Genomic DNA, 25881 nt, shown 5'->3' with positions numbered 1-25881 from the left:
TCACAATCTTTCCTATGTCTGTACCATCACTATAACATAAAGAACCGAAAGAAGGGCTGACTATATTGGAGAGCCAGCCCCTTATTCTTTTCCTATTGTTTTTAATTTTTGCAATGCCATTTGCGCTGCATGTTGTTCTGCTTCTTTTTTTGACTTTCCGATTCCGATGCCAAGTGCCTGTCCATTTAGCGAAACGCGAGAGACAAATTCTTTATTATGTGCCGGTCCTTTTTCTTCTAAAATGCTATATTCAAGCACACCGATGCCATCGCGTTGAACGAGTTCTTGCAATTGGCTTTTAAAATCCATCACATGAGAAAAAGCACCTTCATCAATTTTTGGGAAAATCGTTTGTCCCAAAAATTGCATGACCGCATCCATTCCTTGGTCTAAATATAGCGCACCAATGAATGCTTCGAATACATCAGCCAACAGCGCTGGCCTTGTTCTCCCCCCTGTCAACTCCTCCCCTTTTCCTAAAAGCACGAGTTCACCGAATGATAAGGCGTTGGCAAATTTGACAAGCGATGGTTCACATACAATGGCCGCGCGCAGTTTTGTTAATTCTCCTTCACTCATATGCGGAAATTTTTTAAACAAATATTGCGAAACGGTAAGCTCAAGCACCGCGTCACCTAAAAACTCGAGCCGTTCATTATCTTCATGCGGCCGTCTCCGATGCTCATTCACATACGATGAATGGGTAAAAGCCTGAATAAGAAGTTTTTCATTCGTAAAAAAAATGCCGATTTTTTTTTGCAGTTCCTTAAATTTCGCTCGCCTTTTTTCATTTATTCGTTCTTTATCTTTTGGTTTCGACATACATAAGGCCCTCCGACTTCATTCCACACAAAAATATATATAGAAAAAGCAATGTTTTATCCTTCCTTATTATATCCGTTCATCCGTACGTTACACTGATAAAAAGCATAGAAAGCCCCGCTTTTGTAACGGGACTTTTCTATACGATATTACATGTGGCTTTTTATGTAGTTCACAGCATCTCCTACTGTGACAATTTTTTCAGCCTCTTCATCAGAAATTTCCATATTAAATTCATCTTCTAATTCCATCACAAGCTCTACGATATCTAGAGAGTCTGCACCTAGATCATCTTTGAAAGAAGCATCCAATGTAACTTGGGATTCTTCGACACCCAAGCGGTCGACGATAATTTTCGTAACACGCTCTAACACGTCTGCCATCACATTCACCTCCCTTCATGATTATAGTAGATTCAGCTAGAAAATACTAGCGGCTATTTCAAAAACATATGATTTTACATGACCATTCCGCCGTCGACATGAAGCGTTTGCCCTGTCATGTAGCTAGCGGCATCCGATACAAGGAATGAAACGACTTTCGCAACATCTTCCGGTTCGCCGAAGCGAGCAAGCGGAATTTGTTTTAACATTTCCGCCTTCAGTTCTTCACTAAGACGGTCGGTCATATCGGTTGTAATAAATCCAGGAGCAACCGCATTGACGGTAATGTTGCGGCTCGCAAGCTCACGGGCTGCTGTTTTCGTTAACCCGATGACGCCAGCTTTTGCGGCGACGTAGTTTGCTTGTCCCGGATTTCCGCTGACGCCGACGATAGAAGCAATGTTCACGATGCGTCCGTACCGCTGTTTCATCATCGGGCGTGTCACTGCTTTCGTGCAGTTAAACACCCCTTTTAAGTTAATATTCATCACGTCATCCCATTCTTCTTCTTTCATGCGCATTAATAAATTATCGCGGGTAATGCCGGCATTGTTCACTAAAATATCGATGCGCTCAAATCGTTCTAATACCGCTTTGACCATCTGATCAACAGCTTCGGCATTAGATACGTCCGCTTGAATGGCGAACGCTTCCCCACCCATATTTTTAATTTCTTCGACAACTTCATTCGCTTTCGCTTCATTGCCGGCGTAATTGACCGCTACTTTTGCGCCTTGACGCGCCAGCTCCAATGCAATCGCCCGGCCGATGCCGCGCGATGCTCCCGTGACAAGCGCAACTTTTCCTTGCAACATCGTTTATTCTCCTTTCAATGCCGCAACGGTCGCTTGTAAAGACTCAAGATCGTTCACTGCGTACACGCTCACGTTGCGGTTAATTTTTTTCACAAGTCCTGACAGCACTTTTCCCGGACCGATTTCAATAAATGTATCTACTCCTAAGCCGATCATCATTTCTACCGATTGTTCCCAGCGTACAGGAGAATACAATTGCTCGATTAATAGACGCAAAATCTCTTCTTTTTTCACGACCGGCTGTGCAGTAACGTTGGCAACAACAGGAATTTCAGCATCACGAATCGCAATGGTGTTTAGCACATCCTGCAATTTGCTTGCTGCCGGTTTCATAAGGGAAGAATGAAACGGACCGCTCACCTCAAGCGGAATAACCCTTTTTGCTCCTCTCTCTTTCGCAAGCTGCCCGGCTTTTTCTACTCCCGCTTTTGAACCGGAAATAACGATTTGCCCTGGACAGTTTAAATTCGCCAGCTGTACTGGATCGCCTTGTTCCGATACTTCTTTTGTCACCGCTTCAAGCGCGGCCGCATCCATTCCCAGCACCGCGGCCATCGTTCCTTCTCCTGCCGGCACCGCTTCTTCCATAAACTCCCCGCGTTTTCTTACCGCATACACCGCATCGGTAAACGAAATCGCTCCCGCCGCCACAAGCGCCGTATATTCTCCTAAACTATGGCCAGCGACATAATCCGCCGTAATGCCGGCTTCTTTTACTTTTTCAAGAAGCGCAATGCTCGTCGTTAATAAGGCCGGCTGTGCGTTGTACGTTAAAGTCAGCGTTTCTTGCGGCCCTTCAAAAATAAGCGAAGAAAGCGAAAAACCAAGACGTTCGTCCGCGGACTGAAACACCGCAGCGATGTTGGCATCGCTTTGCGCGACGTCTTTTCCCATGCCTACCGTTTGCGACCCTTGTCCTGGAAAAATAAAAGCAATTTTCCCCATATGTTCCACTTCCCTTATGAATGATTTTGTTCAATCGCTTCTTTTATTGTAGTGATGATATCGTTCGCTACCATTTCCCGCGCCTGACGGACGGCGTGAAAGATGGCGTTCGCATCAGACGAACCGTGCGCTTTTACGACAGGAGCGTTTAGCCCAAACAGCGCAGCCCCTCCATATTCGGAATAATCCATCGTTTTTTTCAAATCTATTAATTTCGGCTTTAAAATAGCTGCCGCTAATTTGCTTAAAAAACTGCTTGTTAATGCTTCTTTTAACATAGAAAAAACGGAAATAGCCGTACCTTCAATCGTTTTTAATGCAACGTTGCCAGTAAAACCATCCGTGACAACCACATCGGCGACGCCTTGCAATAAATCGCGCGCTTCTACGTTGCCGATAAAATTAAGATCGGTTTCTCGCAAAAGTTGGAACGCCTTCTTGGCAACATCGTTTCCCTTTTGGTCTTCTGTTCCAACGTTTAATAGGCCGATGCGCGGACGTGGAATTCCCCGAACTTTTTCCGCGTACACCGCTCCCATTAAAGCATATTGCAACAGATGTTCCGGACGGGCATCGACGTTTGCTCCGACATCTAAAAACAAAAACCCTTCGCCGCCAATCGTCGGAAGCGTTGGTGCTAATGCAGGTCGATCAATCCCCGCGATTCGTCCGACGACGAATAGCCCTGCCGCCATAAGCGCGCCCGTATTTCCCGCCGATATACAAGCATCAGCGCGTCCTTCTTTCACTTCTTCGGCCATTAACACCATGGACGATTGTTTTTTTCTTCTTACCGCCCGCACTGGTTCATCCGTTGCTTCGATCACTTCATTGGTATGAATGACAGTGATCCGTTCGTCTGATGTAAGATAAGGGCGAATTTTGCCCTCGTCTCCGAATAGAGTAATATGTACATCTGAAAAGTGCTGAACGGCCTTCATCGCCCCGAGAACGATTTCTTTTGGGGCATGGTCTCCTCCCATCGCATCAATTGCTATTTTCATTGCTGTCTCCATCCTTTTTTTCGCGATTTGATCGATACATTTCAAACGTTCCGGAAAAGACAAGTTCTTGCCCGACGTAGCTGTTTACTTCCACAATCGTTCGTCCGTTCTCTTTTTCGCCGACCACTTTTGCTTTCGCTACCACTCGTTCATTTTCTTTCACTTGTCTTGTAAAGCGAATGTTCGCTTTTGCTGTCAATGCAAGCTCATCGTTGATGACGGCAACGGCAAGTGAATTGGCTTGGGCAAATAAATGATGACCGCGCGCAATACGATTCCGCTTAAACACATGTTCTGATTTCACATCGAAAATAGAAATGGCGCTATGGTCGGGCTCAATATCGATAATTTCCCCGATTACTTCCTCAATCGGAAGCGACCTGACTTTATCGGCCAGCGATTGCTGCGCGACATGTTTAATTCGCTCACGCAGTTCAGGTATCGACAACTCTAAACGGTCTAAGCGGATCGTTTGAACGCTGACGGAAAATTTTTCAGCTAATTCCTCATCGGTAATAAACGGATTTTCTTGAATCGTTTCTTGCAAAAGCCGTTGTCGTTCCCGTTTGCTTTTTCGCATCTATTTACACCGTCCACTTCTATGACTAGGTACTAATAGTAGTATATAATCTCAAAAAAAAGATTGCAAGCAAAAAAAGTGGTTTCATTCTTTGGTGAAAATGGCGAAAACAGCTCCGTATCAATCTAATTTTTCGCCATCTAGCACACCGGATTCTTGTAAATAAAGACGCAGCCATTGATACGGCTCATCGCGCCAAAAAGCAGTAGATTGAACTAATTTTGCCGCATCGTTGCGCGCTACTTCCAGAATGCGATAATCATGTACGACGTCTCCAAATTTAAATTCAGGCATACCACTTTGTTTGGTGCCAAAAAAATCACCAGGGCCGCGCAACTGCAAGTCTTTCTCTGATAGAACAAATCCGTCTGTCGTTTCCGTCATAATGCGCATTCTCTCTTTTCCTGTTTCTGATTTTGGATCAGCAATTAAAATACAATATGATTGCTCATCACCGCGGCCGACCCGACCGCGCAATTGATGCAGCTGTGCCAGCCCAAATCGTTCCGCATCGTAAATCACCATGACAGTGGCGTTCGGGACATTTACGCCAACTTCCACAACCGTAGTAGAAACTAACACTTGCACACGATTTTCGCTGAACGCTTTCATTACTTCCTCTTTTTCCTCCGAAGAAAGCCGTCCGTGCATAAGGCCGATATGATATTTCCCTTTGTAATAATGTGTCAACATGCTATGAACATCAATCGCATTTTGCACATCTAATTTTTCCGATTCTTCAATGAGCGGACAAATGACATATGCTTGGCGTCCTTTTTGAATTTCTTTTTCGATAAAATCAAGAACGCGTTCAAACATATGGTGTTTTACCCAATATGTCTGCACTTTTTTTCTTCCGGCCGGCATTTCGTCGATCACCGACACATCCATTTCGCCAAACGCAGTAATGGCAAGCGTGCGCGGAATTGGTGTCGCCGTCATCATCAACACGTCAGGCGATTGCCCTTTTTCGCGCAAAATCCGGCGCTGTTCCACTCCAAACCGATGTTGTTCGTCTGTAATCACCAAACCAAGCTGCTTGAAATTTACTTCTTCTTGAATAAGTGCATGTGTCCCAATAATAATGTCAATATCTCCACAAGCAAGCTGTTCTAAAATTTCCTTTCTTTTCTTTCCTTTCACAGAACTTGTTAGTAACGCCACCGCTACATTGGTTGATGCGAATAATGTTTGCAATGACTGCGCGTGCTGCTCCGCTAGAATTTCCGTTGGCACCATTAGCGCTCCTTGATAGCCGGATAGAACGGCAGCATATAATACAATCGCCGCAACGACCGTTTTTCCCGAACCAACGTCTCCTTGAAGAAGGCGGTTCATACGGTATGGGGATCGCATATCCGCTAGTATTTCATGAACAACGCGCTGCTGTGCTTTTGTCAACGAAAATGGAAGCTGTTGGATGAAGGCATGCAATTTTTCCTCCGAAAACGAATGGGCGATTCCTTCCGAATATTCTCTTTGCACTTTACGAAGAGCATGAATTTTTAATTGAAAAAGCAAAAATTCCTCGTATACAAGCCTCCGTCTCGCCTGCTTCAATTCCTCATGAGAACGTGGAAAATGGATCGCTCGAATCGCTTCCTGCTTTGAAATAAGCCGGTACGTTTGCCGTATCGATAGCGGGAGCGGATCCACGATTGCTTCGCCGTATTGCGTTAAAGCCAACTTGATAAAACGACGCATTCCTTTCACTGTGATGGATCCACGAACCGAGTAAACCGGTTCAATTTCCCGCTTTTGCGGCAGCGGTCCTAATTTCAATTCATATGCCGTAATCATTTGACGGTGTTGATCCCATTTTCCAATGACTGTAACGGTATCGTTAATGGATAATTTTCCTTTTAAATAAGGACGATTGAAACAAACGACGGTGATTAAATACCGTCCCACAAGCAGACGAAATGTTAAGCGCGATTTTTTTTTCGCATAATAGGTAAGAGAAGGCTCGCTATGAACCTTCCCTTCGACTGTTACTTTTTCGTCGTGTTTTACTTCCGCTAAATCTTTTATCTCATAATCTTCATAGCGGTATGGAATATGCATAAACAATTCCTCGATCGTTGTAATCCCCATTTCTCGAAGCGCTTCACTTGTTTCTTCTCCAATTCCCTTTATTGCTGTAACAGGTTGTTGCAACTCACGATTCACGGCTATTAGCTGAAACGCCGAAAATTTTTGCCGCTAAAGCGCGGCCGGTCGGCGTTGCTGCTAACCCTCCTTCTGCAGTTTCTTTCAATGCAGTTGGCATCGTTTCACCGATGCGAAACATCGCTTCAATGACCTCATCACATGGAATGCGGCTTTTAATACCAGCAAGCGCCATGTCTGCTGCTACCATCGCATTTGCCGCTCCCATCGCATTTCGCTTTACACATGGAACTTCGACAAGACCAGCGACAGGATCACATACTAATCCTAACATATTTTTTAAAGCGATCGCCATCGCTTCCGCTGCTTGGCTCGGCGTTCCCCCGGCAAGTTCGACTAACGCTGCCGCCGCCATTCCCGCGGCTGAGCCGACCTCCGCTTGACACCCTCCAGCCGCGCCAGAGATGGAGGCGTTATTGGCAACAACAAAACCGAATGCCCCCGCTGTAAATAAAAATTCAATCATCTCTTCACGCGTCGGCTTTAATTTTTCTTTTACTGCAAAAAGCGTCCCCGGAACAACTCCGGCGGAACCCGCAGTCGGCGTCGCGCAGATGACGCCCATTGCCGCGTTTACTTCATTTGTCGCCACCGCTTTACTAACGGCATCTAAAATCGTTTCTCCTGATAAAAAATTCCCTTGTCTGATATATTGTTGCAACAACACCGAATCCCCGCCAGTGAGCCCCGATCTGGAGACAACACCGGCAAGCCCTTTTGCAACCGCTTGTTCCATTACTTGCAAGTTTTTATCCATTTGCGCAAAAATTTCTTCACGGCTTCTCCCCGTTACTTCTATCTCTTGCCGAATCATTACTTCGGCAATTTTAATGTTTTGGCTTTCCGCCAATTGCACAAGTTCAGCAACGTTGCGAAACATCATGATGCGGCCTCCTTTTTTGCAAACGCTTACGCTAATCCGCAATTTTTGTTACTTGGATAATATGTGGCAATGCCGCCAGTTCATCAATAATGGTTTGATCAATCGGCTGATCTATTTCAATGGTCATCAACGCTTCTTTTCCTTTTTCTTTCCGTGACACTTCCATATGTCCAATATTAATCGCATATTTCGCTAAAACATTCGCCACCGACGCGATCGCCCCGTACCGGTCATTATGCATAATGAGCAATGCCGGATGATGGCCAGACAACTTCAACTCAAATCCGTTTAACTCGATAATCTCGATTTTTCCACCGCCAATGGAAATACCGACAAGTTCCAATTCCCCTTTTTCATCTCCAATGCGCACTCTCGCAGTGTTAGGATGATGAGGAATCGCATCTTCTTCATAAAAAGTGACTTCCATTCCTTCTTGTTTCGCAATTTCAAGCGAATAAGGAATTCGCTCATCAAATGTATCGAAATCAAGAAGGCCACCAACAATGGCTACATTGGTTCCATGCCCTTTATACGTTTGCGCAAAAGAGCCGTAAAAAGAAATATGTGCCCATTTCGGTTTTCTGCCAAATAAGCTGCGCGCCACTCTCCCGATTCGCGCCGCTCCCGCTGTATGCGAACTCGATGGGCCAATCATAATCGGTCCGATAATATCAAAGACGCTTTTATATTTCACATTTTCACTCCCTTAATATTACAATAAAATAGAAGGGGAACTCCCCTTCTACTATTCTAACATAATTTATTCAACAGAAAAGATAAATGGATATAACGGCTGTTTTCCGTTATGCACTTCCACTTCTACGTCCGGATATGTTTCCTCAATATAAGAAACAATTGCTTCGACTTCCTCTTCTGTTGCTTCTTCCCCATATATCATTGTAACGATTTCACTATCTTCATCAATTAGCGTATTAAGCAATTGCTTCGTCACCGAAAGCTTATCTCTTTCCGCCGCAACGATTTTATTATCAGCAAGACCCATATAATCGTCTTTTTCAATCTCCACCCCATCGATCGTTGTATCCCGTACTGAAAACGTAACTTGTCCTGTTTTGACACGCGACAAGGCGACCGTCATTGCTTTTTCATTTTGTTCCTCAGAAAGTGATGGATTAAACGCCAGCAATGCCGACATCCCTTGAGGGACTGTTTTCGATGGAATGACGATCACCTTTTGGTTGACGATGGTCGCAGCTTGTTGTGCTGTCATAATAATGTTTTTATTATTTGGAAGCACGAATACTGTTTCTGCGTTAATGCTTTCAATTGCTTTTACGATATCCTCCGTGCTCGGGTTCATCGTTTGGCCGCCTTCAATGACAACGTGTGCGCCGATGCTTTTAAACAGCTCGGCAACGCCGGATCCCATCGCTATTGTCACAATTCCATATTTCTCTTTTTGTTTCGCCTTCGATGCGCTCGAAGCAGCATTGCGTTCTTGATTTACTATATTTGCGTGCTGTTGGCGCATATTTTCAATTTTAATGTTTATTAAACTTCCGTATTTTTGTCCATATGTCAGTACTTCGCCAGGCTGTTCTGTGTGAATATGCACTTTTACAAGTTCATCATCAGCAATGACTAATAATGAGTCACCGAATCGGCTTAAATCTTGACGAAACGCTTCTTCAGAGAATGGATGTTTTTGCAATTTATCTCGTTCAAACCGTACCATAAATTCGGTACAGTAACCAAACTCAATTTCATCCGTATCGATATGGCTTTGTGCACTTTTATGATGTTCAGCATTGATTAATTCTTGCATCGAGACTTCTATAGGCTTTCGATCAGCAACATTTTCCCCTTTTAATGCGCTCAAAAATCCTTCATATACGTAGACAAGCCCTTGACCGCCGCTATCGACAACCCCCACTTCTTTTAATACCGGCAATAATTCAGGTGTGCGTTGCAAAGACGCCTTCGCTTCCTTCACTACCTCTTCCATCACAATGGCAATGTCTTGTTCTTTTTTTGCGATTTCTACCGCCCGCTTCGCCGCGTCTTTCGCTACGGTCAGTATCGTGCCTTCCACCGGCTTCATTACCGCTTTATAAGCGGTGGTGACACCTGCTTCAAGCGCAGCAGCAAATTCCGCACTATTAATTTCTTTTTTCGCTTCCACCGCTTTCGCAAAACCACGAAACAATTGCGATAAAATCACTCCTGAATTTCCGCGTGCTCCCATCAATAGCCCTTTTGCTAATGCACTGCCGACTTTTCCAATATGATCAGAAATGTTATTTTTTACTTCCTTTGCACCAGAAGTCATCGATAAATTCATATTCGTGCCTGTATCGCCATCCGGAACCGGAAAGACGTTCAGCGCATCGACCGCTTTTGCATTGTTGGATAAATGCGCCGCTCCTTGAAAGACCATTTCTGCAAACAGTCTTCCGTCAAGTATCCTAATTGTCACCTACTAACTCCTCCTTACTACGGATTCGTTACACGAACCCCTTGAACATAAATATTAATCGACTGTACAGAAAGCCCTAACATTTGATCAAGCGTATATTTCACTTTTGTTTGCACATTGTGAGCAACTTCAGAAATTTTCGTTCCATAGCTAACAATAATGTACATATCGATATGCACTTCCCCATTTTCTTCTCGGACAATCACACCTTTAGAAAAGTTTTCCCTCCGCAAAATTTCAGAAATTCCGTCTTTAATTTGATTTTTCGATGCCATTCCAACGATTCCGTAGCAATCGACCGCAGCGCCCCCTGCAATCATCGCAATTACATCATTGGAAATTTCGATTCTCCCGTATTTCGTTTGCAATTCAATGGACATGACAGTTCCCCCTTCGGAATTGTTCGCATAGCTACAGTCATTGTACTATAACGCTCTGCTTTTTAAAAGTTCTCCCATCGCCCACTAGTATTATTTAGCCGAAAATAAAAATATATGTCAAGGATATTTTCTTGAAAGATAAAACATCATATATTGAAATTTAACTGTTTGTATGGTAAATTATAATAGTGTTTTTTAGACTCACATCGGAATGCGGTACGAGTAAGGAGGGAAAAAAGATGGCAAAATGCTTTGTGACAGGAAAGAAAAAATCTTTCGGCAATTCACGTTCACATGCGATGAATGCAAATAAACGCACATGGAAAGTAAACCTTCAAAAAGTTCGTATTTTAGTCGATGGAAAACCAAAACGTGTATGGGTGTCTGCCCGCGCATTAAAATCTGGAAAAGTACAACGCGTTTAACGGACACCGCATAATAAAAAAGCACCAAAAAATTGGTGCTTTTTTATTATCCTTTTTTAAAGGAATTTAACATGGCACGCACAATTCCACCAAGAAATTTCGGTAATTTAATGGTATAAAATTTCATTCCGATTCCCTCCTCACTGCCATCATAACGGACTTTCCTTCATCTCTTTATAAGTATATTCCCTTCACTTTAAATCGTACCTACATCGCTACTTCTTATCATCATTAATATGCCTTTGGAAAATGAAAAAGTACCAGAAGATTGGATAAGTTCGTTACTAATACATAGTGTCGAACCTCGAAAAATATGACTATTTGTTAGCGGATATTTAAATCCATCCAACGTCATTCCTTTAATATCATTGGAAATCGGAATGTAAGAAACGTATCGATATCGTTCATCGTAAAAAACGGTGTACGTGCCTGGAAGATGGACAGTCACAATATTTTGTCTGTCGATCATCTCAATCGGTTTCCCTGCGTATTTGATCAGCAATTGAACATTGCCAAATAAATGGTCAAGGCGGCCGCCGGTTGCTCCAAAAATGCGGATTTTATCCGCTTCTTGCTGCACCGCCCAATCAAGCGCAATTTCCATATCGGTTTTATCTTTTTCCGCCGGCCATATATCAAGATCATCGAGTGTTTTTTGTAGTAATATAATCTCTTCCGTCGTCATGGAGTCAAAATCACCAAACGCTTTTATCGGCCGGATTCCCGCTTCAAGCAGCGTCTTTGTTCCACGATCCACCCCGATCCATCGTACATGTTCTCCATCGTAACTAGCTAAAGAGGGAAGATGTTCACTCGGTCCGCCGCCGACAATATGAATAAACATACGTTTCTTCCTTTCTTGCTTACTCTAAAGCGGAAGGTTATACACCTTCCGCCTCATTTTCGCCACGAATGGCACGAATCGCCGCAGCACGGTCACGTTCATTATAAATAGCAGAACCAGCAACAAGCACGTTTGCCCCAGCCTCCATGCATAGGCGGGCTGTTTTGGCATTAATCCCGCCATCTACTTCAATTTCTACAAATCGTCCTCTTTCTTTCACCAGTTGCGCAACTTGTCGAATTTTTGGCAATACAGATGGAATAAATTTCTGTCCTCCAAATCCTGGATTAACTGTCATCAATAACACTAAATCAACATCATCGATAATATGTTGAATCATTTCTACCGGCGTATGTGGATTTAAGACAACTCCGGCTTTTACTCCTTGCTCTTTAATTAAATGAATCGTACGATGCAAGTGTGGGCACGCTTCCACATGAACGGATAAATAATCCGCTCCCGCCTTTGCAAAAGCAGGAATGTATCGGTCAGGCTGCTCAATCATTAAATGAACATCTAAAGGAAGCTTTGTAATGGGACGAATCGCTTCGACAATTAGCGGTCCGATCGTAATGTTCGGCACGAAATGGCCATCCATCACATCAACATGAATGTAATCGGCTCCACCTTGTTCCACGTCACGGATCTCCTCAGCAAGCCGCGCGAAATCGGCGGATAAAATCGATGGTGCAATTTTTACCATAGTTAATACCTCGGCTTTCGTTCTTTAATTTCTTCGACAAAACTCATGTAATTCTCATATCGATAAGAAGGGATTTTACCCGATTCGACCGCTTCTCTCACAGCGCATTTTGGCTCCGCGATGTGCAAACATCCGCGGAATTTACATTCCTCGCTGCGCTCACAAAACTCTGGAAAATAAAGCGGCAGCTCTTCCAATTCTATATCATCAAGCTCTAATGCACTAAAACCTGGCGTATCAGCAACAAGGCCGCCGCCAATTTCCAACAATTCTACATGGCGGGTTGTATGTTTTCCACGTCCTAAATGTGTAGAAATATCATTGGTTTTTAACTGCAAATCCGGACGGAGCGCATTTAAAAGCGAGGATTTCCCGACGCCGGATTGCCCAGCAAAAACGGAAATATGCCCTTCTAAATATGAAAGCAACTGTTCTACTCCTAATTTGGTGATGGTTGACGTTTCAATGACATCATAGCCTATTTGCCGATAATCACGAATATATTGTTCCATTGTTGGTTTTGTCTGGTCGTCCACTAAATCCATTTTATTCACGACAATAATCGGACGAATATGTTTGGATTCGACAAGAACGAGAAAACGGTCGAGAAGTCTTGTGCTAAAATCTGGCTCCACTGCCGAAAACACTAAAATCGCTTGTTCTACGTTAGCGATTGGCGGACGAACGAGCCAGTTTTTTCGTTCGCGTATATTCATAATATATCCTTCTGTTTCGCTCGTCGCCTGAAACTCGACATGATCCCCGACAAGAGGAGTAATTTTCTGCTTTCGAAATACTCCTCTGCCTCGGCATTGAAACACCTTTCCTTCCGATAATACATAATAAAATCCGCTTAGCGCTTTAATAATCTTTCCTTCTGCCATAGCCTCACTCCTTTGTGACATTGTTTGGATATGGAATTGTTCCTTCATCCTTTACTACATTGTTTACAATGACACGATAATACGCCGTTTCCTTATATGGAATTTCAAATTCCACCGTCTCCGTTACCGGTGCGGTCAGACGGTATGTTTTATACGGCGTTGTCATATTATGTTTGGCATCTTGAATATATAATTGCGCTTCCATCACTTGTCCTTCTTCTTCCGGTTCATATGGAATTTCAATATCTTTTATCACCGTTTTCACAGGAAGCGTCTCCTTGCCGCGTGAAATAATTACTGTAATGGTATCGCCTTTATCTACTTTTTCATTGGCTGTAGGTGTTTGAGAAATAACGAGCCCTTCCGGAACTTTATCCGAATATTCGTATTTTACCTTCAAGTACAACTGTTGATCATCTACATAATCACGCACACTCTTTTCTGTATATCCCGTCAAGTCTTTCAACATAATTTTTTCCGGACCAAGGCTGACAGTGAAAATCACTTTTGTTTCTTCAGGAATGACTTTATCTCCTGCATAAGGAAATTGATCGATAATGGTACCAGGAGGCTTGTCGCTATAACGTTCATTGCGTGTAACATTCATAAAATTTTCGTTTTTCAGCTGTGCTTCCGCTGTTTCGATATCTTCGCCGATAAAATCGCCAAACTCTACTTTCTTTTTACCGATGCTTTTATAAATAATAACAGCAGATCCTTCCTTTACCATCATTCCTGCTTCCGGTTTCGTGCGTACAACCTTTCCTTCTGCGATTTCGTCATCCTCGACGTCAATCGTATCTTTAATCTCCAATCCTAGCGATGATAACTTTTCGACCGCCTCGTCATAATCTTCATTGACGACATTCGGCATTGTCACTTCTTTCGGAAAAATCAAATCGGGAATCCACGTAACAGCGCTCACCCCCGCTGCTGCAAGAAATAAAAATAACGCAGTAAGCCAAACAATCCATTTTCGCTTTTTCTTCGGTTTTGTTTCTTTTTTCTCTTCTTCCTTTTTTTCTTCGTAAACAATGGTTTGCTGTTCCAGCCCGGCGCTGACAAGGCTCTCTCTAATAACAGGAATCGCCTTTGTCGGTTCTTCATCATCGGCAGGAATCATAAATTTTTGCTCATTGACGCGTTCCGGATCTAAAGCCGTGCTGATATCCTCATTCATTTCCCTTGCCGAACGGTAACGATAAAACGGATCTTTCGCCGTCGCTTTTAAAATAATATTCTCGACACTTTGAGGAATACTAGGATTCCATGCTTTTGGAGAAGGAGTTTCCGCCTGCAAATGTTTGAGCACAATCGATACGGCAGACTCTCCAGAAAAAGGGAGCCGCCCTGTTACAAGCTCAAACATGACAATTCCTAGGGAGTAAATGTCGGATTTTTCTGTCGCAATTCCGCCTCGCGCTTGTTCGGGGGACAAATAATGAACAGAGCCAAGCACCGAATTTGTTTGCGTAATCGTAGTAGAACTACGGGCAACGGCAATCCCGAAATCAGTTACTTTTACATCTCCATTCTCATCAATTAAAATGTTTTGCGGCTTAATATCCCGATGAATAACCCCGTTTTCATGAGCGTGCGCAATCGCTGATGTTAATTGCTCCATAATATGAAGCGCCTTTGGAACCGGGAGGGGGGCGTGCTGATGAATATATTGTTTTAATGTATACCCGCGCACATACTCCATGACAATATAATAAATGCCTTCATCTTCTCCAACATCATAAATGGTGACGATATTTTCGTGATTCAAACTCGTTGCCGCCTGTGCTTCGCGGTGAAACCGTTTGATAAACTGTTCATCATTGGCAAAATCAAAGCGCAATACTTTTACGGCGACGTCGCGGTCTAAAATGATATCTCTCGCTAAATAAACATTTGCCATCCCACCGCCGCCAATTAAACTAATAATTTTATAGCGATCATTTAACCGTTTGCCGATGAGCATGCGGATCACCTACTTTCACGTTCCAATGAAAAATCAATAATTGCCAGCGTAATATTGTCTTCTCCTCCATGTTCATTTGCCAAGTCAATTAGCGCTTGCGCCTTGTGCTCGAGCGAGTCGTCTGATGTCAAAATATGTACCATCATTTGTTCCGATACTTTGTTTGACAAACCATCCGAACATAAAAGCAACATATCATGCTCATCGATGCTGATTGTCTTCATATCCAATTTCACTTCTTTTTCCGTGCCGAGCGCGCGCAACAAAACATTTTTACGCGGATGGTGTTCTGCATCTTCCTTTGAAATTTGCCCCGTTTTCACTAATTCATTGACGAGTGAATGGTCTTCCGTAATTTGCTGAAATCCATTTTTATTTAAAAGGTAACAACGGCTGTCGCCAATATGGCCGACCGTGACAAACTGGTCAGTGCAAATCGCGCTGACAATCGTTGTCCCCATTCCTTGGCATTCCGTATGCTTCAAGGAATGCTCGAATAAAATCCGGTTCACAGCCGCTACATGATCTTTCAACCATTGCTCTGCTATATCTGGAGAAGAGATGTGCTCTGACTGTTCCCATTCTTCTTTTAAATAGGAAATCGTCATTTCACTCGCAACATCGCCGGCGCGATGTCCCCCCATCCCATCTGCAACAACCGCCAAATAATGCCCGTCTTTATTTTGAAAAACTCCGCCGCTGTCTTCGTTGTGAGCCCGAATTTTACCAATGTCGGTTTGAAAAACGACTTTCATTATTTCACCTCGTCTCTTCTTTTCGCTCCTTCGCGCGAAGCTGCCCACATGCTGCGTCAATATCGTGTCCGTGTTCGCGGCGAATCGTAACATTGATTCCATGTTTTTTTAATGCGCGTTCAAACGCAAAAATTTGGTCGCGCGGTGTCCGCACATAATTTCGTTCCGGCACATAGTTTACCGGAATTAAGTTAACGTGGCATTTCAATCCTTTAATGAGCTCGGCTAGCTGTTCCGCATGTTCGATTTGGTCATTGACTCCGCCAAACAATCCGTATTCAAACGTAACGCGTCGCCCTGTTTTTTCAATGTAATAACGGACAGCATCCATTAATTTTGGAAGCGGATATGCTTTATTGATCGGCATTAACTTCGTGCGCAGCTCTGTCGTCGGGGCATGTAGCGAAATCGCAAAATTCACTTGCATTCCTTCATCCGCAAATTGGTAAATTTTCGGGATGATCCCGCTTGTAGAAACGGTGATATGTCGTGCACCGATGTTCAACCCTTTTGAATGGTTGACGATTTTCAAAAATTTTATCAGCTCATCGTAATTGTCAAACGGCTCGCCGATTCCCATGACAACAATGCTGCTTACGCGCTCTCCTTGTTCATCAAGCGCTTTTTGTACTTTTACGACTTGCGCTACAATTTCTCCTGCTTCTAAATGACGCTTCAATCCGCCAAGCGTCGAAGCGCAAAATGTGCAACCGATGCGGCAGCCAACCTGTGTCGTTACACAAATGGAATTTCCATAATTGTGACGCATCAATACTGTTTCAATCGAATATCCGTCATGAAGTTCAAACAAAAATTTAATGGTGCCGTCTTTTGATGTTTGTTTCACTAACGTTTTTAATGTTGTAATATCGAAATGTTCGCTTAGTTTTTCACGTAACGTTTTCGGAAGGTTGGTCATCTCAGAAAAATCGGTTGCCCGTTTTTGATATAACCATTCATATATTTGCGTGGCACGAAATGGTTTTTCTCCTTGCTCGATGATCCAATCTTTTAACTGTTCGAACGTAAGTGAATAAATCGATGGATTGCGTGATACTGTTTCTTCTTTTTTCTGTTTTGCAATATTCGTCTGTTCCAACGAAGCTACACCTTCTTTCGTAATGATGCGATAAAAAATCCGTCCGACCCAAAATAATGTGGAAGAAGATGCAGTTGCCCGTTGTGAACGTATGGTTGTACTTTTTCGGGCAACCGCAGTTTCATCGTTTCATCTGGTGAAAATTCTGGGTGATCGTCTAAAAATTGAGCAATGACCGCCTCATTTTCATCACGGTCAATCGTACATGTGCTATATACAAGCGTACCGCCCTTTTTTAACAATGGCGCAACTGCGTGCAAAATTTCACGTTGCAACGCCACAAGGGAAGGAATATCTGCTTCCGTTTTTGCATATTTAATATCTGGTTTACGGCGGATGACGCCAAACCCCGAGCACGGGGCATCAACTAAAATTTTATCAAACATCTCCCGCTCAAATACTTCGCCTAAACGTCTGCTATCAAGCACACGCGCAGAAATATTCGTAAGCTGCAGTCGTTTCGCATTCTCCTCGATTAAATTCACTTTATGTTCATGAATATCCGCACATATTACTTGTCCGGTGTTGTTCATTAACTCTGCGATATGGGTCGATTTTCCGCCCGGCGCAGCACAACTGTCAAGAACGCGCTCATGTTCTTTCGGTCCAAGCGCCCGCGCCACTAACATCGAGCTTTCGTCTTGAATCGTAATCCATCCGCGGCGAAACGCATCCGTGTGCGCAAGATTTCCTCTTTTTGCTTGAATCGCTTCCTCTGCCACCTCGCCGAGTACCACTTCCATTCCTTCTTGCTTGAGCTTGTCTATTGCTTCCTCGACAGTTATTCTTGCGGTATTCACCCTAGCCGTTTGCTTTGGCGGCAACAAGTTCGTTTCACACATCCGTTTTGTTTCTTCAAGTCCGTATTGCTCGACCCAGCGCTTGACAAGCCAGAGTGGATGGCTTGTCGCAACGGCTAGCCGCTCCACTTCATCTTCTATTTTCTCAAGAGGCGGCACCCCTTGACGTTGAATGGCGCGCATCACCCCGTTAACCAGCGAAGCGACCCCTTGATGCCCTCGTTTTTTCGCAATTTCCACCGCTTCGAAAATCGCCGCGCGGTCAGGGATGCGGTCTAAATACAATACTTGATAAAGGGTCAAGCGAAGAAGCACGCGAACCCACCGCTCTAGTTTGCGCGCTTTTTTCAAAAACGGGGTCAAATAATAATCGAGCGTATCCCGGCGCTGAATCGTTCCGTACACAATTTCCGTCAACAGCCGGACATCTCTTTCGGAAAGACGATGCGTCTCAATCATTTTATTTAATAATAAATTGCTGTACGCTTCTTTTTCTTCGACAGCCAACAATGTTTCCAAAGCGACTTCTCGTACGTTTTTAGCTTTCATGTTCATCTCCTAGCTTCATTCCAATAGTGAGATGGGCGCCGGCGCCGCGCAAAAATTGCGCCGCATTCATCCGTTTTTTCCCCGCCGGCTGCAATTCTGTAATTTTAATTGCCGTTTCATTGCCGGTCGCAACAACAATTCCATCCTGTACGATATCAATAATCGTTCCGGGTTCTGCTTTTTTCGGAGCCGGAACTTTTTCTCCCCACCAAACCTTCCATACATTTCCGGCAAACGTTGTATATGCAACTGGCCACGGGTGCAAGCCGCGTATATGGTTATAAATGTCTTCTCCCGGCTTTGTCCAATCAATCTTTTCTTGTTCGCGTTTAATATTATACGCATATGTTGCTTTTTCATCGTCTTGTTTGATTGGAGTTAATTTTCCAGCTACTAATTGCGGAATCGTTTCTGATAACAGTTTTGCCCCGGCAATGCTTAATTTATCATGAAGCGTGCCAACCGTATCGGTTTCGGTAATCGGTACTTCCACTTGTGTTAAAATATCGCCGGCATCGAGCTTTTCCACCATATACATAATCGTGACGCCTGTTTTTGTCTTTCCTTGCAAAATCGCATAATGAATCGGAGCGCCGCCACGCAATTCCGGAAGCAATGAAGCATGGACGTTAATGCAGCCGTATTTCGGAGCATCGAGCAATGCTTTCGGCAAAATTTGGCCAAACGCCGCTGTCACAATTAAATCTGGCTTGAACGCCAACACTTGTTCATATTGTTCTTTTTCACGAATTTTTGTCGGCTGCAATACCGGAATTCCGTGTTTTTCCGCTTCCACTTTGACAGGCGGCGGTGTCAACTCCCGCTTTCTTCCTTTCGGTTTATCCGGCTGTGTAACGACGGCAGCAATGTTATAGCCATCTTCTATTAGCTGCTTCAATATAGGAACAGAAAAATCCGGTGTTCCCATAAACACAACTTTTATCATCTTTCCATCATCTACCCTTCTAATTCCTCCGGATCGTAATAACGAATTACTTTCGAAGTAAACAATATTCCGTTTAAATGGTCGATTTCATGTTGAAGCGCGCGCGCTAAAAATTCGGTTGCTTCAAGCGTAAACACCCGACCGCGCCGATCTTGAGCACGAACTTTTACATAATTGGCGCGTTTTACTTCACCAAACAGCCCTGGAAAACTTAGACAGCCTTCCGGACCGATTTGCTCCCCGCGCGCTTCTATAATGCGCGGATTGATCAGTTCAATCCGGCCGTGCTTGTCACCGACATCAACAACGGCAATTTGTTTCGCGATTCCGACTTGAGGCGCGGCTAAGCCGACGCCGTCCGCATCTATCATTGTTTCATACATGTCATTTAACAGCTGAATAAGCTGACGGTCAAATTGTTTTACCGGTTCGCACATCGTTTCTAAAATATCCGCTGGGTATGTCACAATTGGTAAGATTGCCAACACAATTCCTCCATTTACATCATTGTATATGGGTTCGTATCGATCGTAATCGATAAATCTCCTTGGGAAACATCGTGCTGATAACGATCGATAACCGCTTTTAATACCCGTGTCATGTTCGGCTCCCGTTTGTATTTTATCATGCATTGATAGCGATATCTATCATGAAGTCGAGCAATCGGTGAAGCGACAGGGCCAAGAATGATCGCTTCATTCGACAGCTGTGCCCGCAAATATGCCGCAATCTTTTCTGTCACAGCCACCGCTTTCGTTATTTCCGGATGTGATACGGTGATTAATGTCAAATAGTAAAATGGCGGGTAGCCGTACATTTTACGAAGCACCATTTCTCTTTGATAAAATGCATCATAATCGTGTTTAGCGGCAAGCGTGATGCTGTAATGCTCCGGCGTATACGTTTGGATGACGACTTCGCCGGGAAGCTCGTGGCGCCCGGCGCGCCCGCTTACTTGTGTCAACAGCTGAAATGTTTTTTCTGAAGCGCGAAAATCAGGAAGATGGAGCATCGTATCTGCGGCCAACACGCCGACAAGCGTTACTTTTGGAAAATCAAGACCTTTGGCAATCATTTGTGTGCCAAGCAAAATATCGGCCTTCCCTGCGCCAAACTCAGCAAGCAGCCGTTCGTGGGCGCCTTTGCGGCTCGTTGTGTCGACATCCATGCGGATCACGCGCGCTTCGGGAAGCAGTTTCGTCAATTCTTCTTCCACTTTTTGCGTTCCCGTTCCAAAAAAGCGAATATGCTCACTTCCGCATGATGGACAGCGATACGTAATCGGCTCCTCGTGCCCGCAATAATGGCATTTTAATCGCTGCTCGACCCGATGATACGTCAATGAAATATCACAATGTGGACAACGAATCACATAACCGCAATCACGGCACATAACAAATGTCGAGTAGCCGCGCCGATTTAAAAACAATACAGATTGTTCTCCTTTATGAAGACGGTCTTTCAACTTTTCGAATAACGAGCGCGAAAACATCGAACGGTTTCCGCTCCGCATTTCTTCCCGCATATCTACAACATGAACGTCCGGCATCCCATTATCGCTTACCCGCTTTTGTAATGTCAGTAACTGATATACCCCTTTTTTCGCCCGCGCAAACGATTCGAGCGAAGGAGTAGCGCTGCCGAGTACGACAGGACATCCGTGGACACGGGCGCGGTAAATCGCCACATCACGGGCGTGATAACGCGGATTTTCTTCTTGTTTGTAACTTGTCTCATGTTCTTCATCAATAATAATCATGCCGAGATTTTCAAACGGAGCGAAAATAGCAGAACGGGCGCCGACGACAAGCTGCACTTCTTTCCGATGAATTTTTCGCCATTCATCATATTTTTCACCGACAGATAAACCGCTATGAAGCACTGCCACTTGTGAACCGAAACGCCCTTTAAACCGTTCGACCATTTGCGGCGTCAGCGAAATTTCCGGAACAAGAACAATCGCTTCTTTTCCTTGCCGCAATACTTCTTCAATCGCTTGCATGTAAACTTCTGTTTTTCCGCTTCCCGTCACGCCGTATAGCAAAAACACCTCATGCTCATTGGCTCTTACGCGCTCAACAATGGCGGAAAGTGCTTTTTCTTGCTCATCGGTAAGCGGAAGCGGCGCTGTTTTTGAAAACGAACGATGCTCATATGGATCGCGATATACTTCGATTTCTTTTTCTACAACGAGTCCTTTTGCGGTCAACGCTTTCAGCGAAGCATAGGAAGCATCGGTCTGCTCTAACAGCTGCTTCAACGGCATTGCTTCATCCGCAGACAGAAGAACCGTTAACAACTGTTTTTGCTTGGCGGCGTTTGCCGGCAATGCGTTAATGGCACGCGCGATTTCTTCATGCGATTGCGCCAGTTCCACGTACTTCACCGTTTTTGCTGTTGCTTTTTCTTTTACATGGTATACGACTTCTAAATAGCCTTGTTGAATCGCCTTTTGCAACGGCCAAAGCAGATCGCTATGCTCCACTTCTTTCCAATCAATGGCAGTGCGATCCACAAAAAGCGGCTGAATCGCTTCCGGAAGTAAAAAGCGATTTTCTGTACGAACGAGCCGGATTTCCTTTTCATATTTTGCTTTCATCGCTGCCGGAAGCATCGCTTGGTAAGCGGAAATCGCAAAACAAAGCGTCGTTTCTGTTAAATATTTCCCTAACTCGAGCAGCTCTTCGTTTAATACAGGGGTGACATCTAACACTTCTTCAATCGGTTTCAATGTTTTTACGTCCGAGTGAGACTTAATATCGATCACAAACCCTTGCAATCGCCGCGGACCGAACGGAACGGTGACACGCATGCCTGGCTGCAATACATCTTCCCATTTTTTTGGGATGGCATAATCAAAAGGCCGATCCGTCTGACGCGAAGGAACATCTACAATAACCGCTGCTACTTTCATCGAATCGCCTCGATATAATGATGAATTTCTTTTAAAATTTCTTCTGCTACTTGTTTTTTCGGCAAAAGTGGCAGCGAACGTACGGAGCCGTCGCGTTTGAAAATGGTCACAATATTCGTGTCGCCAGCAAACCCCGCTCCTTCTTCCGAGACGTTGTTGGCAACGACCATATCCAGCCGTTTGCTTTCTAATTTTTGCCGGGCATATTCCTCAACATGGTCCGTTTCCGCCGCAAATCCGACTAAAATTTGCGTCGTTTTTTGTTCACCTAGCGTTTTTAAAATATCAACCGTTCTTTCCATTTCAATCACATAGTCGCCCGGCTGTTTTTTTATTTTTTGATCAAACACATGCTTCGGTCGATAGTCAGCCACCGCCGCCGTTTTGATGACGATATCCACATGCGGAAAGCGATCCATCACCGCTTCATACATTTCTTGCGCAGACTCTACTCGAACGGTTTCTACGTTTGCTGGCGCATCCAGCTCCGTAGGGCCAGAAATGAGCGTCACCTCCGCACCAAAGCGCGCTGCCGCTTCCGCAATCGCATAGCCCATTTTCCCTGTGGAACGATTGGAAAAAAAGCGGACAGGATCTAATTTTTCACGCGTCGGTCCCGCGGTGACAAGCACTTTTTTTCCATTTAAGAAAGGATTGAGGGAGGCAAAATATGTTTCGATATTGTCAATAATTTTTTCTGGTTCTTCTAGTCTCCCTTTTCCGACATATCCGCAAGCTAAATACCCTTCCGACGGCTCAATAAAGCGATAGCCAAAGCGATATAGCGTTTCGATATTGGCTTGCACTGCCGGATGTTCGTACATATGAACATTCATTGCCGGCGCGATCCATACCGGCGCTTTTGTCGCTAAAAGCGTTGTTGTAATCATGTTGTCGGCAATGCCGTTTGCCAATTTTCCAATTGTATTGGCGGTAGCAGGGGCAACAAGAACAAGATCAGCCCAATCTGCGACATCAATATGAGCAATTACCGCTGGATTTTTTTCTTCAAATGTATCCACATATACTTCGTTGCGCGATAATGCTTGGAATGTAAGCGGAGTAATGAATTGACAGGCAGCTTCACTCATCATTACTTTCACATTGGCACCGCGCTGGGTTAATTGGCTCGTTAAGGCAGCGGCTTTATAAGCTGCAATTCCCCCTGTTACACATAATAAAATGTTCTTTCCATTCACCATATTAGAAACACCTCTACTATACTTTTGTAAAAAAATAACAACCTAACAGCTAGGTTGTTATTTTTCTTCTACTAATTCGATATGGTCCGCAGCAATTTCCTCTAAAGCTTGCCCAACAAATTTTTTCGACACCGGATTTTTAATGGTTAATTCTTCATTTTCCTGAAGTTGACGCGCGCGTTTCGCTGCAACCGTAACAAGCTTATATTTCGAATCCACTTTTTGCATCAACAAATCGATGGAAGGATATAGCACGGTTTATTCCACCCCCAACATTTTTTTATAGCGTTTTGCCACACGTTCTCGTCGGCAATGTTCAGCAATCACGATCGCTTTAATCCGCTCGCACGCGAGCTCGACTTTATCGTTTTCCACGACATAATCGTAAGCATCCATCATTTCAAGTTCTTCTTTTGCTGCTTTCAAACGATTTTGAATGAGCTCTTCTGACTCTGTACCGCGCGCTATAATTCGTTTTTCCAATTCGCTTAAACTTGGAGGGGCAAGGAAGATAAAAAGACCTTCCGGAAACACTTTGCGCACTTGAAGCGCCCCTTGCACTTCAATTTCCAAGAACACATCTTTTCCTTCTTGCAACGTTTTTTCCACATAATCAATTGGAGTTCCATAGTAATTGCCAACGTATTCTGCCCACTCAAGCAATTTGTTTTCACGAATCATTTGCTCAAATTCTTCGCGCGTTTTAAAGAAGTAATCGACACCATCGACTTCTCCTTCCCGCGGTTTCCTTGTCGTTACGGAAACGGAATAATGCAAATTAATATCCGGCTGGGAAAACAATGCTTTTCGCACCGTTCCTTTTCCAACGCCAGACGGTCCAGACAACACAATCAATAATCCTCTTTCACTCATAGATATATAAAACCCTACCCTTCCTCCGATAAATCATCGCTTCCATATAAACGATTGGCTACTGTTTCCGGTTGAACGGAAGATAATATGACATGATCGCTGTCCATAATAATGACAGCCCGTGTTCTCCTTCCATGAGTGGCATCAACTAATTTTCCGCTTTCTCTCGCATCTTGAATAATTCGTTTAATTGGTGCTGAATCGGGGCTGACAATCGTAATAATGCGAGCGGCTGATACCATATTTCCATATCCGATATTAATAAATTTTATCCCCACGAAATGCCCACCTGCCATAAAAATTATTGTTGCCGCAATTGGGCAGTTCTAAACGATTACTCGATATTTTGCACTTGCTCTTTCATCTTTTCGAGCGCGCTTTTCATCTCTACTACTTGCGCAGCAATTCGGCTATCGTTCGCTTTTGCCCCGATCGTATTCACTTCTCGGTTTAACTCTTGTACTAAAAAGTCAAGCTTTCGACCGATTGGTTCGTCTTTTTCGAGCGTTGCGGCAACTTGCTTAAGGTGGCTGCGAATCCGCTTTAGCTCTTCGTTAATGTCCGCTTTTTCCGCGAAAATCGCCACCTCTGTTAAAATGCGTGACTCATCGGCAGGAAGTGGAACAAGCTCATTGATACGTTTCATTAACCGCTCGCGATAATGATCAATGACGCAAGGGGCCCACTCCTCAATCGCTTGCACGCTTTTTTCAATACTAGAAAGCTGCGTTTTTATATCAACAAGGAGCGCCTCACCTTCCTGCTTACGCATAAATGCAAGTTGCTCTGCTGCCTCTTTGACTGCTGCAAGTAACAGTTGCTCCATTTCCTCATTGTTGGTTTCTTCTTCAATAATTTCCGCAACACCTTCGAGCTGAAATAAGTGGGAAAGTGTCACACGATCATGCAAAGAAAACTGCTCATTCGCTCTTTGCAAACTATTATAATACTCCTTCATTAAATCCCAATCAATATGTAATTTTCGCTTCACCAATCCATCGCCTTCGATATTGACAAAAACTTCGATTTTTCCCCGTTTCACGTACTGCAAAATTGCTTTTTTTATTTTATCCTCAAAAACAATCCATTGTCTAGGGATGCGGATGGAAATTTCACAAAAGCGGTGGTTCACTGACTTCATTTCCACGGTAATGCTTAGCTGTTCATTCTTTTTCGTGCTGCGTCCAAAGCCTGTCATGCTATAAACCATGTCATCACATCCGTTTATGTCAACTACCCAACGGCTAAAGCCGTGGGCTTGCAACTAGCCTAATTGGCTGCCGCGTTCGGCTGGTTGACAGCAGCCCTGCGGATGTTTTCCGCAGCCACGTTGTCGGCAGGGGCAGCGTACCCACAAGCTCGACAACAAAACTGATCCCTTGACGGTCTGTTTTCTTTGGCCACATGTCCGCAAACCGGACAGGTGCGGGAAAGTATTTTTTGGATGAACCAATACCACCGGCACGCCAGCGATCGCTGCTTTATACTCAATAAACTTTCTCA

General features: G+C 44.1%; 28 protein-coding genes and 1 pseudogene. 1 reads left to right on the top strand and 28 read right to left on the bottom strand.

What is annotated here, in order from left to right:
- Positions 1-81: 81 nt before the first annotated feature.
- The 11 genes from rnc to DCC82_RS07705 all read right to left on the bottom strand — a co-directional run bounded on the left by rnc (position 82) and on the right by DCC82_RS07705 (position 10418).
- On the bottom strand, positions 82-822 hold the full coding sequence (gene rnc / locus DCC82_RS07755; RefSeq protein ID WP_062678236.1) for a ribonuclease III: 741 nt from the start codon (positions 820-822) through the stop codon (positions 82-84).
- Positions 823-971: 149 nt separating this feature from the next.
- Positions 972-1205, bottom strand: a complete 234-nt coding sequence (locus tag DCC82_RS07750) for an acyl carrier protein (protein WP_003251806.1) — start codon at positions 1203-1205, stop codon at positions 972-974.
- 74 nt (positions 1206-1279) lie between these two features.
- Positions 1280-2020: a 3-oxoacyl-[acyl-carrier-protein] reductase gene (gene fabG, locus DCC82_RS07745; protein WP_015863414.1), complete on the bottom strand. Its 741-nt coding sequence runs from the start codon at positions 2018-2020 to the stop codon at positions 1280-1282.
- Between the two features lie 3 nt (positions 2021-2023).
- Positions 2024-2965 (bottom strand): ACP S-malonyltransferase, encoded by a 942-nt coding sequence (gene fabD / locus DCC82_RS07740; RefSeq protein WP_108430301.1) that lies wholly within the window; start codon positions 2963-2965, stop codon positions 2024-2026.
- Between the two features lie 14 nt (positions 2966-2979).
- The gene (gene plsX / locus DCC82_RS07735) at positions 2980-3969 is read right to left on the bottom strand and encodes a phosphate acyltransferase PlsX (protein ID WP_062753429.1); all 990 of its coding nucleotides are present in this window, start codon (positions 3967-3969) and stop codon (positions 2980-2982) included.
- Positions 3953-4549 carry a transcription factor FapR gene (fapR, locus tag DCC82_RS07730; protein ID WP_015863411.1) on the bottom strand — a complete coding sequence of 199 codons (597 nt, stop codon included), beginning with the start codon at positions 4547-4549 and terminating at the stop codon, positions 3953-3955. The genes plsX and fapR overlap by 17 nt, the downstream gene beginning before the upstream one ends.
- 120 nt (positions 4550-4669) lie before the next feature.
- A complete protein-coding gene (gene recG / locus DCC82_RS07725) occupies positions 4670-6718 on the bottom strand; it encodes an ATP-dependent DNA helicase RecG (protein WP_097354306.1) in 2049 nt (682 codons plus the stop codon).
- On the bottom strand, positions 6708-7598 hold the full coding sequence (gene sdaAA, locus DCC82_RS07720) for an L-serine ammonia-lyase, iron-sulfur-dependent, subunit alpha (RefSeq protein ID WP_041269848.1): 891 nt from the start codon (positions 7596-7598) through the stop codon (positions 6708-6710). Before sdaAA ends, recG begins: the two co-directional genes overlap by 11 nt.
- A gap of 34 nt (positions 7599-7632) precedes the next feature.
- Positions 7633-8295, bottom strand: coding sequence for an L-serine ammonia-lyase, iron-sulfur-dependent subunit beta (gene sdaAB / locus DCC82_RS07715; RefSeq protein ID WP_097354305.1), 663 nt, complete (start codon positions 8293-8295; stop codon positions 7633-7635).
- Positions 8296-8361: 66 nt separating this feature from the next.
- Complete coding sequence (locus tag DCC82_RS07710; protein WP_108430300.1) at positions 8362-10038, bottom strand: DAK2 domain-containing protein; 1677 nt, start codon at positions 10036-10038, stop codon at positions 8362-8364.
- 17 nt (positions 10039-10055) lie between these two features.
- Positions 10056-10418 (bottom strand): Asp23/Gls24 family envelope stress response protein, encoded by a 363-nt coding sequence (locus DCC82_RS07705; protein WP_015863406.1) that lies wholly within the window; start codon positions 10416-10418, stop codon positions 10056-10058.
- Positions 10419-10657: 239 nt separating this feature from the next.
- On the opposite strand from DCC82_RS07705, the gene rpmB reads away from it, so the two are divergent.
- The gene (gene rpmB / locus DCC82_RS07700; protein WP_015863405.1) at positions 10658-10843 is read left to right on the top strand and encodes a 50S ribosomal protein L28; all 186 of its coding nucleotides are present in this window, start codon (positions 10658-10660) and stop codon (positions 10841-10843) included.
- Between the two features lie 46 nt (positions 10844-10889).
- On the opposite strand, the gene spoVM is transcribed toward rpmB, so the two are convergent.
- From spoVM to DCC82_RS18690, 17 genes and pseudogenes are all read right to left on the bottom strand, one after another.
- On the bottom strand, positions 10890-10970 hold the full coding sequence (spoVM, locus tag DCC82_RS07695; protein ID WP_003394991.1) for a stage V sporulation protein SpoVM: 81 nt from the start codon (positions 10968-10970) through the stop codon (positions 10890-10892).
- Positions 10971-11039: 69 nt separating this feature from the next.
- Complete coding sequence (locus tag DCC82_RS07690; RefSeq protein WP_081189366.1) at positions 11040-11687, bottom strand: thiamine diphosphokinase; 648 nt, start codon at positions 11685-11687, stop codon at positions 11040-11042.
- 37 nt (positions 11688-11724) lie between these two features.
- Positions 11725-12390 (bottom strand): ribulose-phosphate 3-epimerase, encoded by a 666-nt coding sequence (rpe, locus tag DCC82_RS07685; RefSeq protein ID WP_015863403.1) that lies wholly within the window; start codon positions 12388-12390, stop codon positions 11725-11727.
- A 2-nt stretch (positions 12391-12392) separates the two neighbouring features.
- Positions 12393-13274 carry a ribosome small subunit-dependent GTPase A gene (gene rsgA, locus DCC82_RS07680; protein ID WP_062678241.1) on the bottom strand — a complete coding sequence of 294 codons (882 nt, stop codon included), beginning with the start codon at positions 13272-13274 and terminating at the stop codon, positions 12393-12395.
- A 4-nt stretch (positions 13275-13278) separates the two neighbouring features.
- Positions 13279-15240: a Stk1 family PASTA domain-containing Ser/Thr kinase gene (gene pknB / locus DCC82_RS07675; RefSeq protein ID WP_015863401.1), complete on the bottom strand. Its 1962-nt coding sequence runs from the start codon at positions 15238-15240 to the stop codon at positions 13279-13281.
- A gap of 5 nt (positions 15241-15245) precedes the next feature.
- Positions 15246-15995, bottom strand: coding sequence for a Stp1/IreP family PP2C-type Ser/Thr phosphatase (locus DCC82_RS07670; RefSeq protein ID WP_015863400.1), 750 nt, complete (start codon positions 15993-15995; stop codon positions 15246-15248).
- A gap of 4 nt (positions 15996-15999) precedes the next feature.
- Positions 16000-17079, bottom strand: coding sequence for a dual-specificity RNA methyltransferase RlmN (rlmN, locus tag DCC82_RS07665; protein ID WP_373467267.1), 1080 nt, complete (start codon positions 17077-17079; stop codon positions 16000-16002).
- Positions 17080-17099: 20 nt separating this feature from the next.
- Positions 17100-18443, bottom strand: a complete 1344-nt coding sequence (gene rsmB / locus DCC82_RS07660) for a 16S rRNA (cytosine(967)-C(5))-methyltransferase RsmB (RefSeq protein ID WP_062753437.1) — start codon at positions 18441-18443, stop codon at positions 17100-17102.
- Positions 18433-19389, bottom strand: a complete 957-nt coding sequence (gene fmt / locus DCC82_RS07655; protein ID WP_015863397.1) for a methionyl-tRNA formyltransferase — start codon at positions 19387-19389, stop codon at positions 18433-18435. The genes rsmB and fmt overlap by 11 nt, the downstream gene beginning before the upstream one ends.
- Positions 19390-19400: 11 nt before the next feature.
- Complete coding sequence (def, locus tag DCC82_RS07650; protein ID WP_097354303.1) at positions 19401-19874, bottom strand: peptide deformylase; 474 nt, start codon at positions 19872-19874, stop codon at positions 19401-19403.
- Between the two features lie 14 nt (positions 19875-19888).
- On the bottom strand, positions 19889-22303 hold the full coding sequence (priA, locus tag DCC82_RS07645) for a primosomal protein N' (protein ID WP_097354302.1): 2415 nt from the start codon (positions 22301-22303) through the stop codon (positions 19889-19891).
- Positions 22300-23505 (bottom strand): bifunctional phosphopantothenoylcysteine decarboxylase/phosphopantothenate--cysteine ligase CoaBC, encoded by a 1206-nt coding sequence (coaBC, locus tag DCC82_RS07640; protein ID WP_097354301.1) that lies wholly within the window; start codon positions 23503-23505, stop codon positions 22300-22302. The genes priA and coaBC overlap by 4 nt, the downstream gene beginning before the upstream one ends.
- Before the next feature lie 57 nt (positions 23506-23562).
- A complete protein-coding gene (rpoZ, locus tag DCC82_RS07635; RefSeq protein ID WP_015863393.1) occupies positions 23563-23760 on the bottom strand; it encodes a DNA-directed RNA polymerase subunit omega in 198 nt (65 codons plus the stop codon).
- A 3-nt stretch (positions 23761-23763) separates the two neighbouring features.
- Positions 23764-24378, bottom strand: coding sequence for a guanylate kinase (gmk, locus tag DCC82_RS07630; RefSeq protein WP_015863392.1), 615 nt, complete (start codon positions 24376-24378; stop codon positions 23764-23766).
- A 14-nt stretch (positions 24379-24392) separates the two neighbouring features.
- Positions 24393-24656 (bottom strand): extracellular matrix/biofilm regulator RemA, encoded by a 264-nt coding sequence (gene remA, locus DCC82_RS07625; RefSeq protein ID WP_015863391.1) that lies wholly within the window; start codon positions 24654-24656, stop codon positions 24393-24395.
- Positions 24657-24712: 56 nt separating this feature from the next.
- Positions 24713-25588 (bottom strand): YicC/YloC family endoribonuclease, encoded by an 876-nt coding sequence (locus tag DCC82_RS07620; protein ID WP_089097054.1) that lies wholly within the window; start codon positions 25586-25588, stop codon positions 24713-24715.
- Between the two features lie 59 nt (positions 25589-25647).
- Positions 25648-25881: pseudogene (locus DCC82_RS18690) on the bottom strand (zinc ribbon domain-containing protein); the annotation flags it as partial.

The sequence above is a fragment of the Geobacillus sp. LYN3 genome (genome assembly GCF_003064505.1).
GTDB lineage: Bacteria > Bacillota > Bacilli > Bacillales > Anoxybacillaceae > Parageobacillus_B > Parageobacillus_B toebii.
This window is presented reverse-complemented; position numbering and strand designations above follow the sequence as displayed.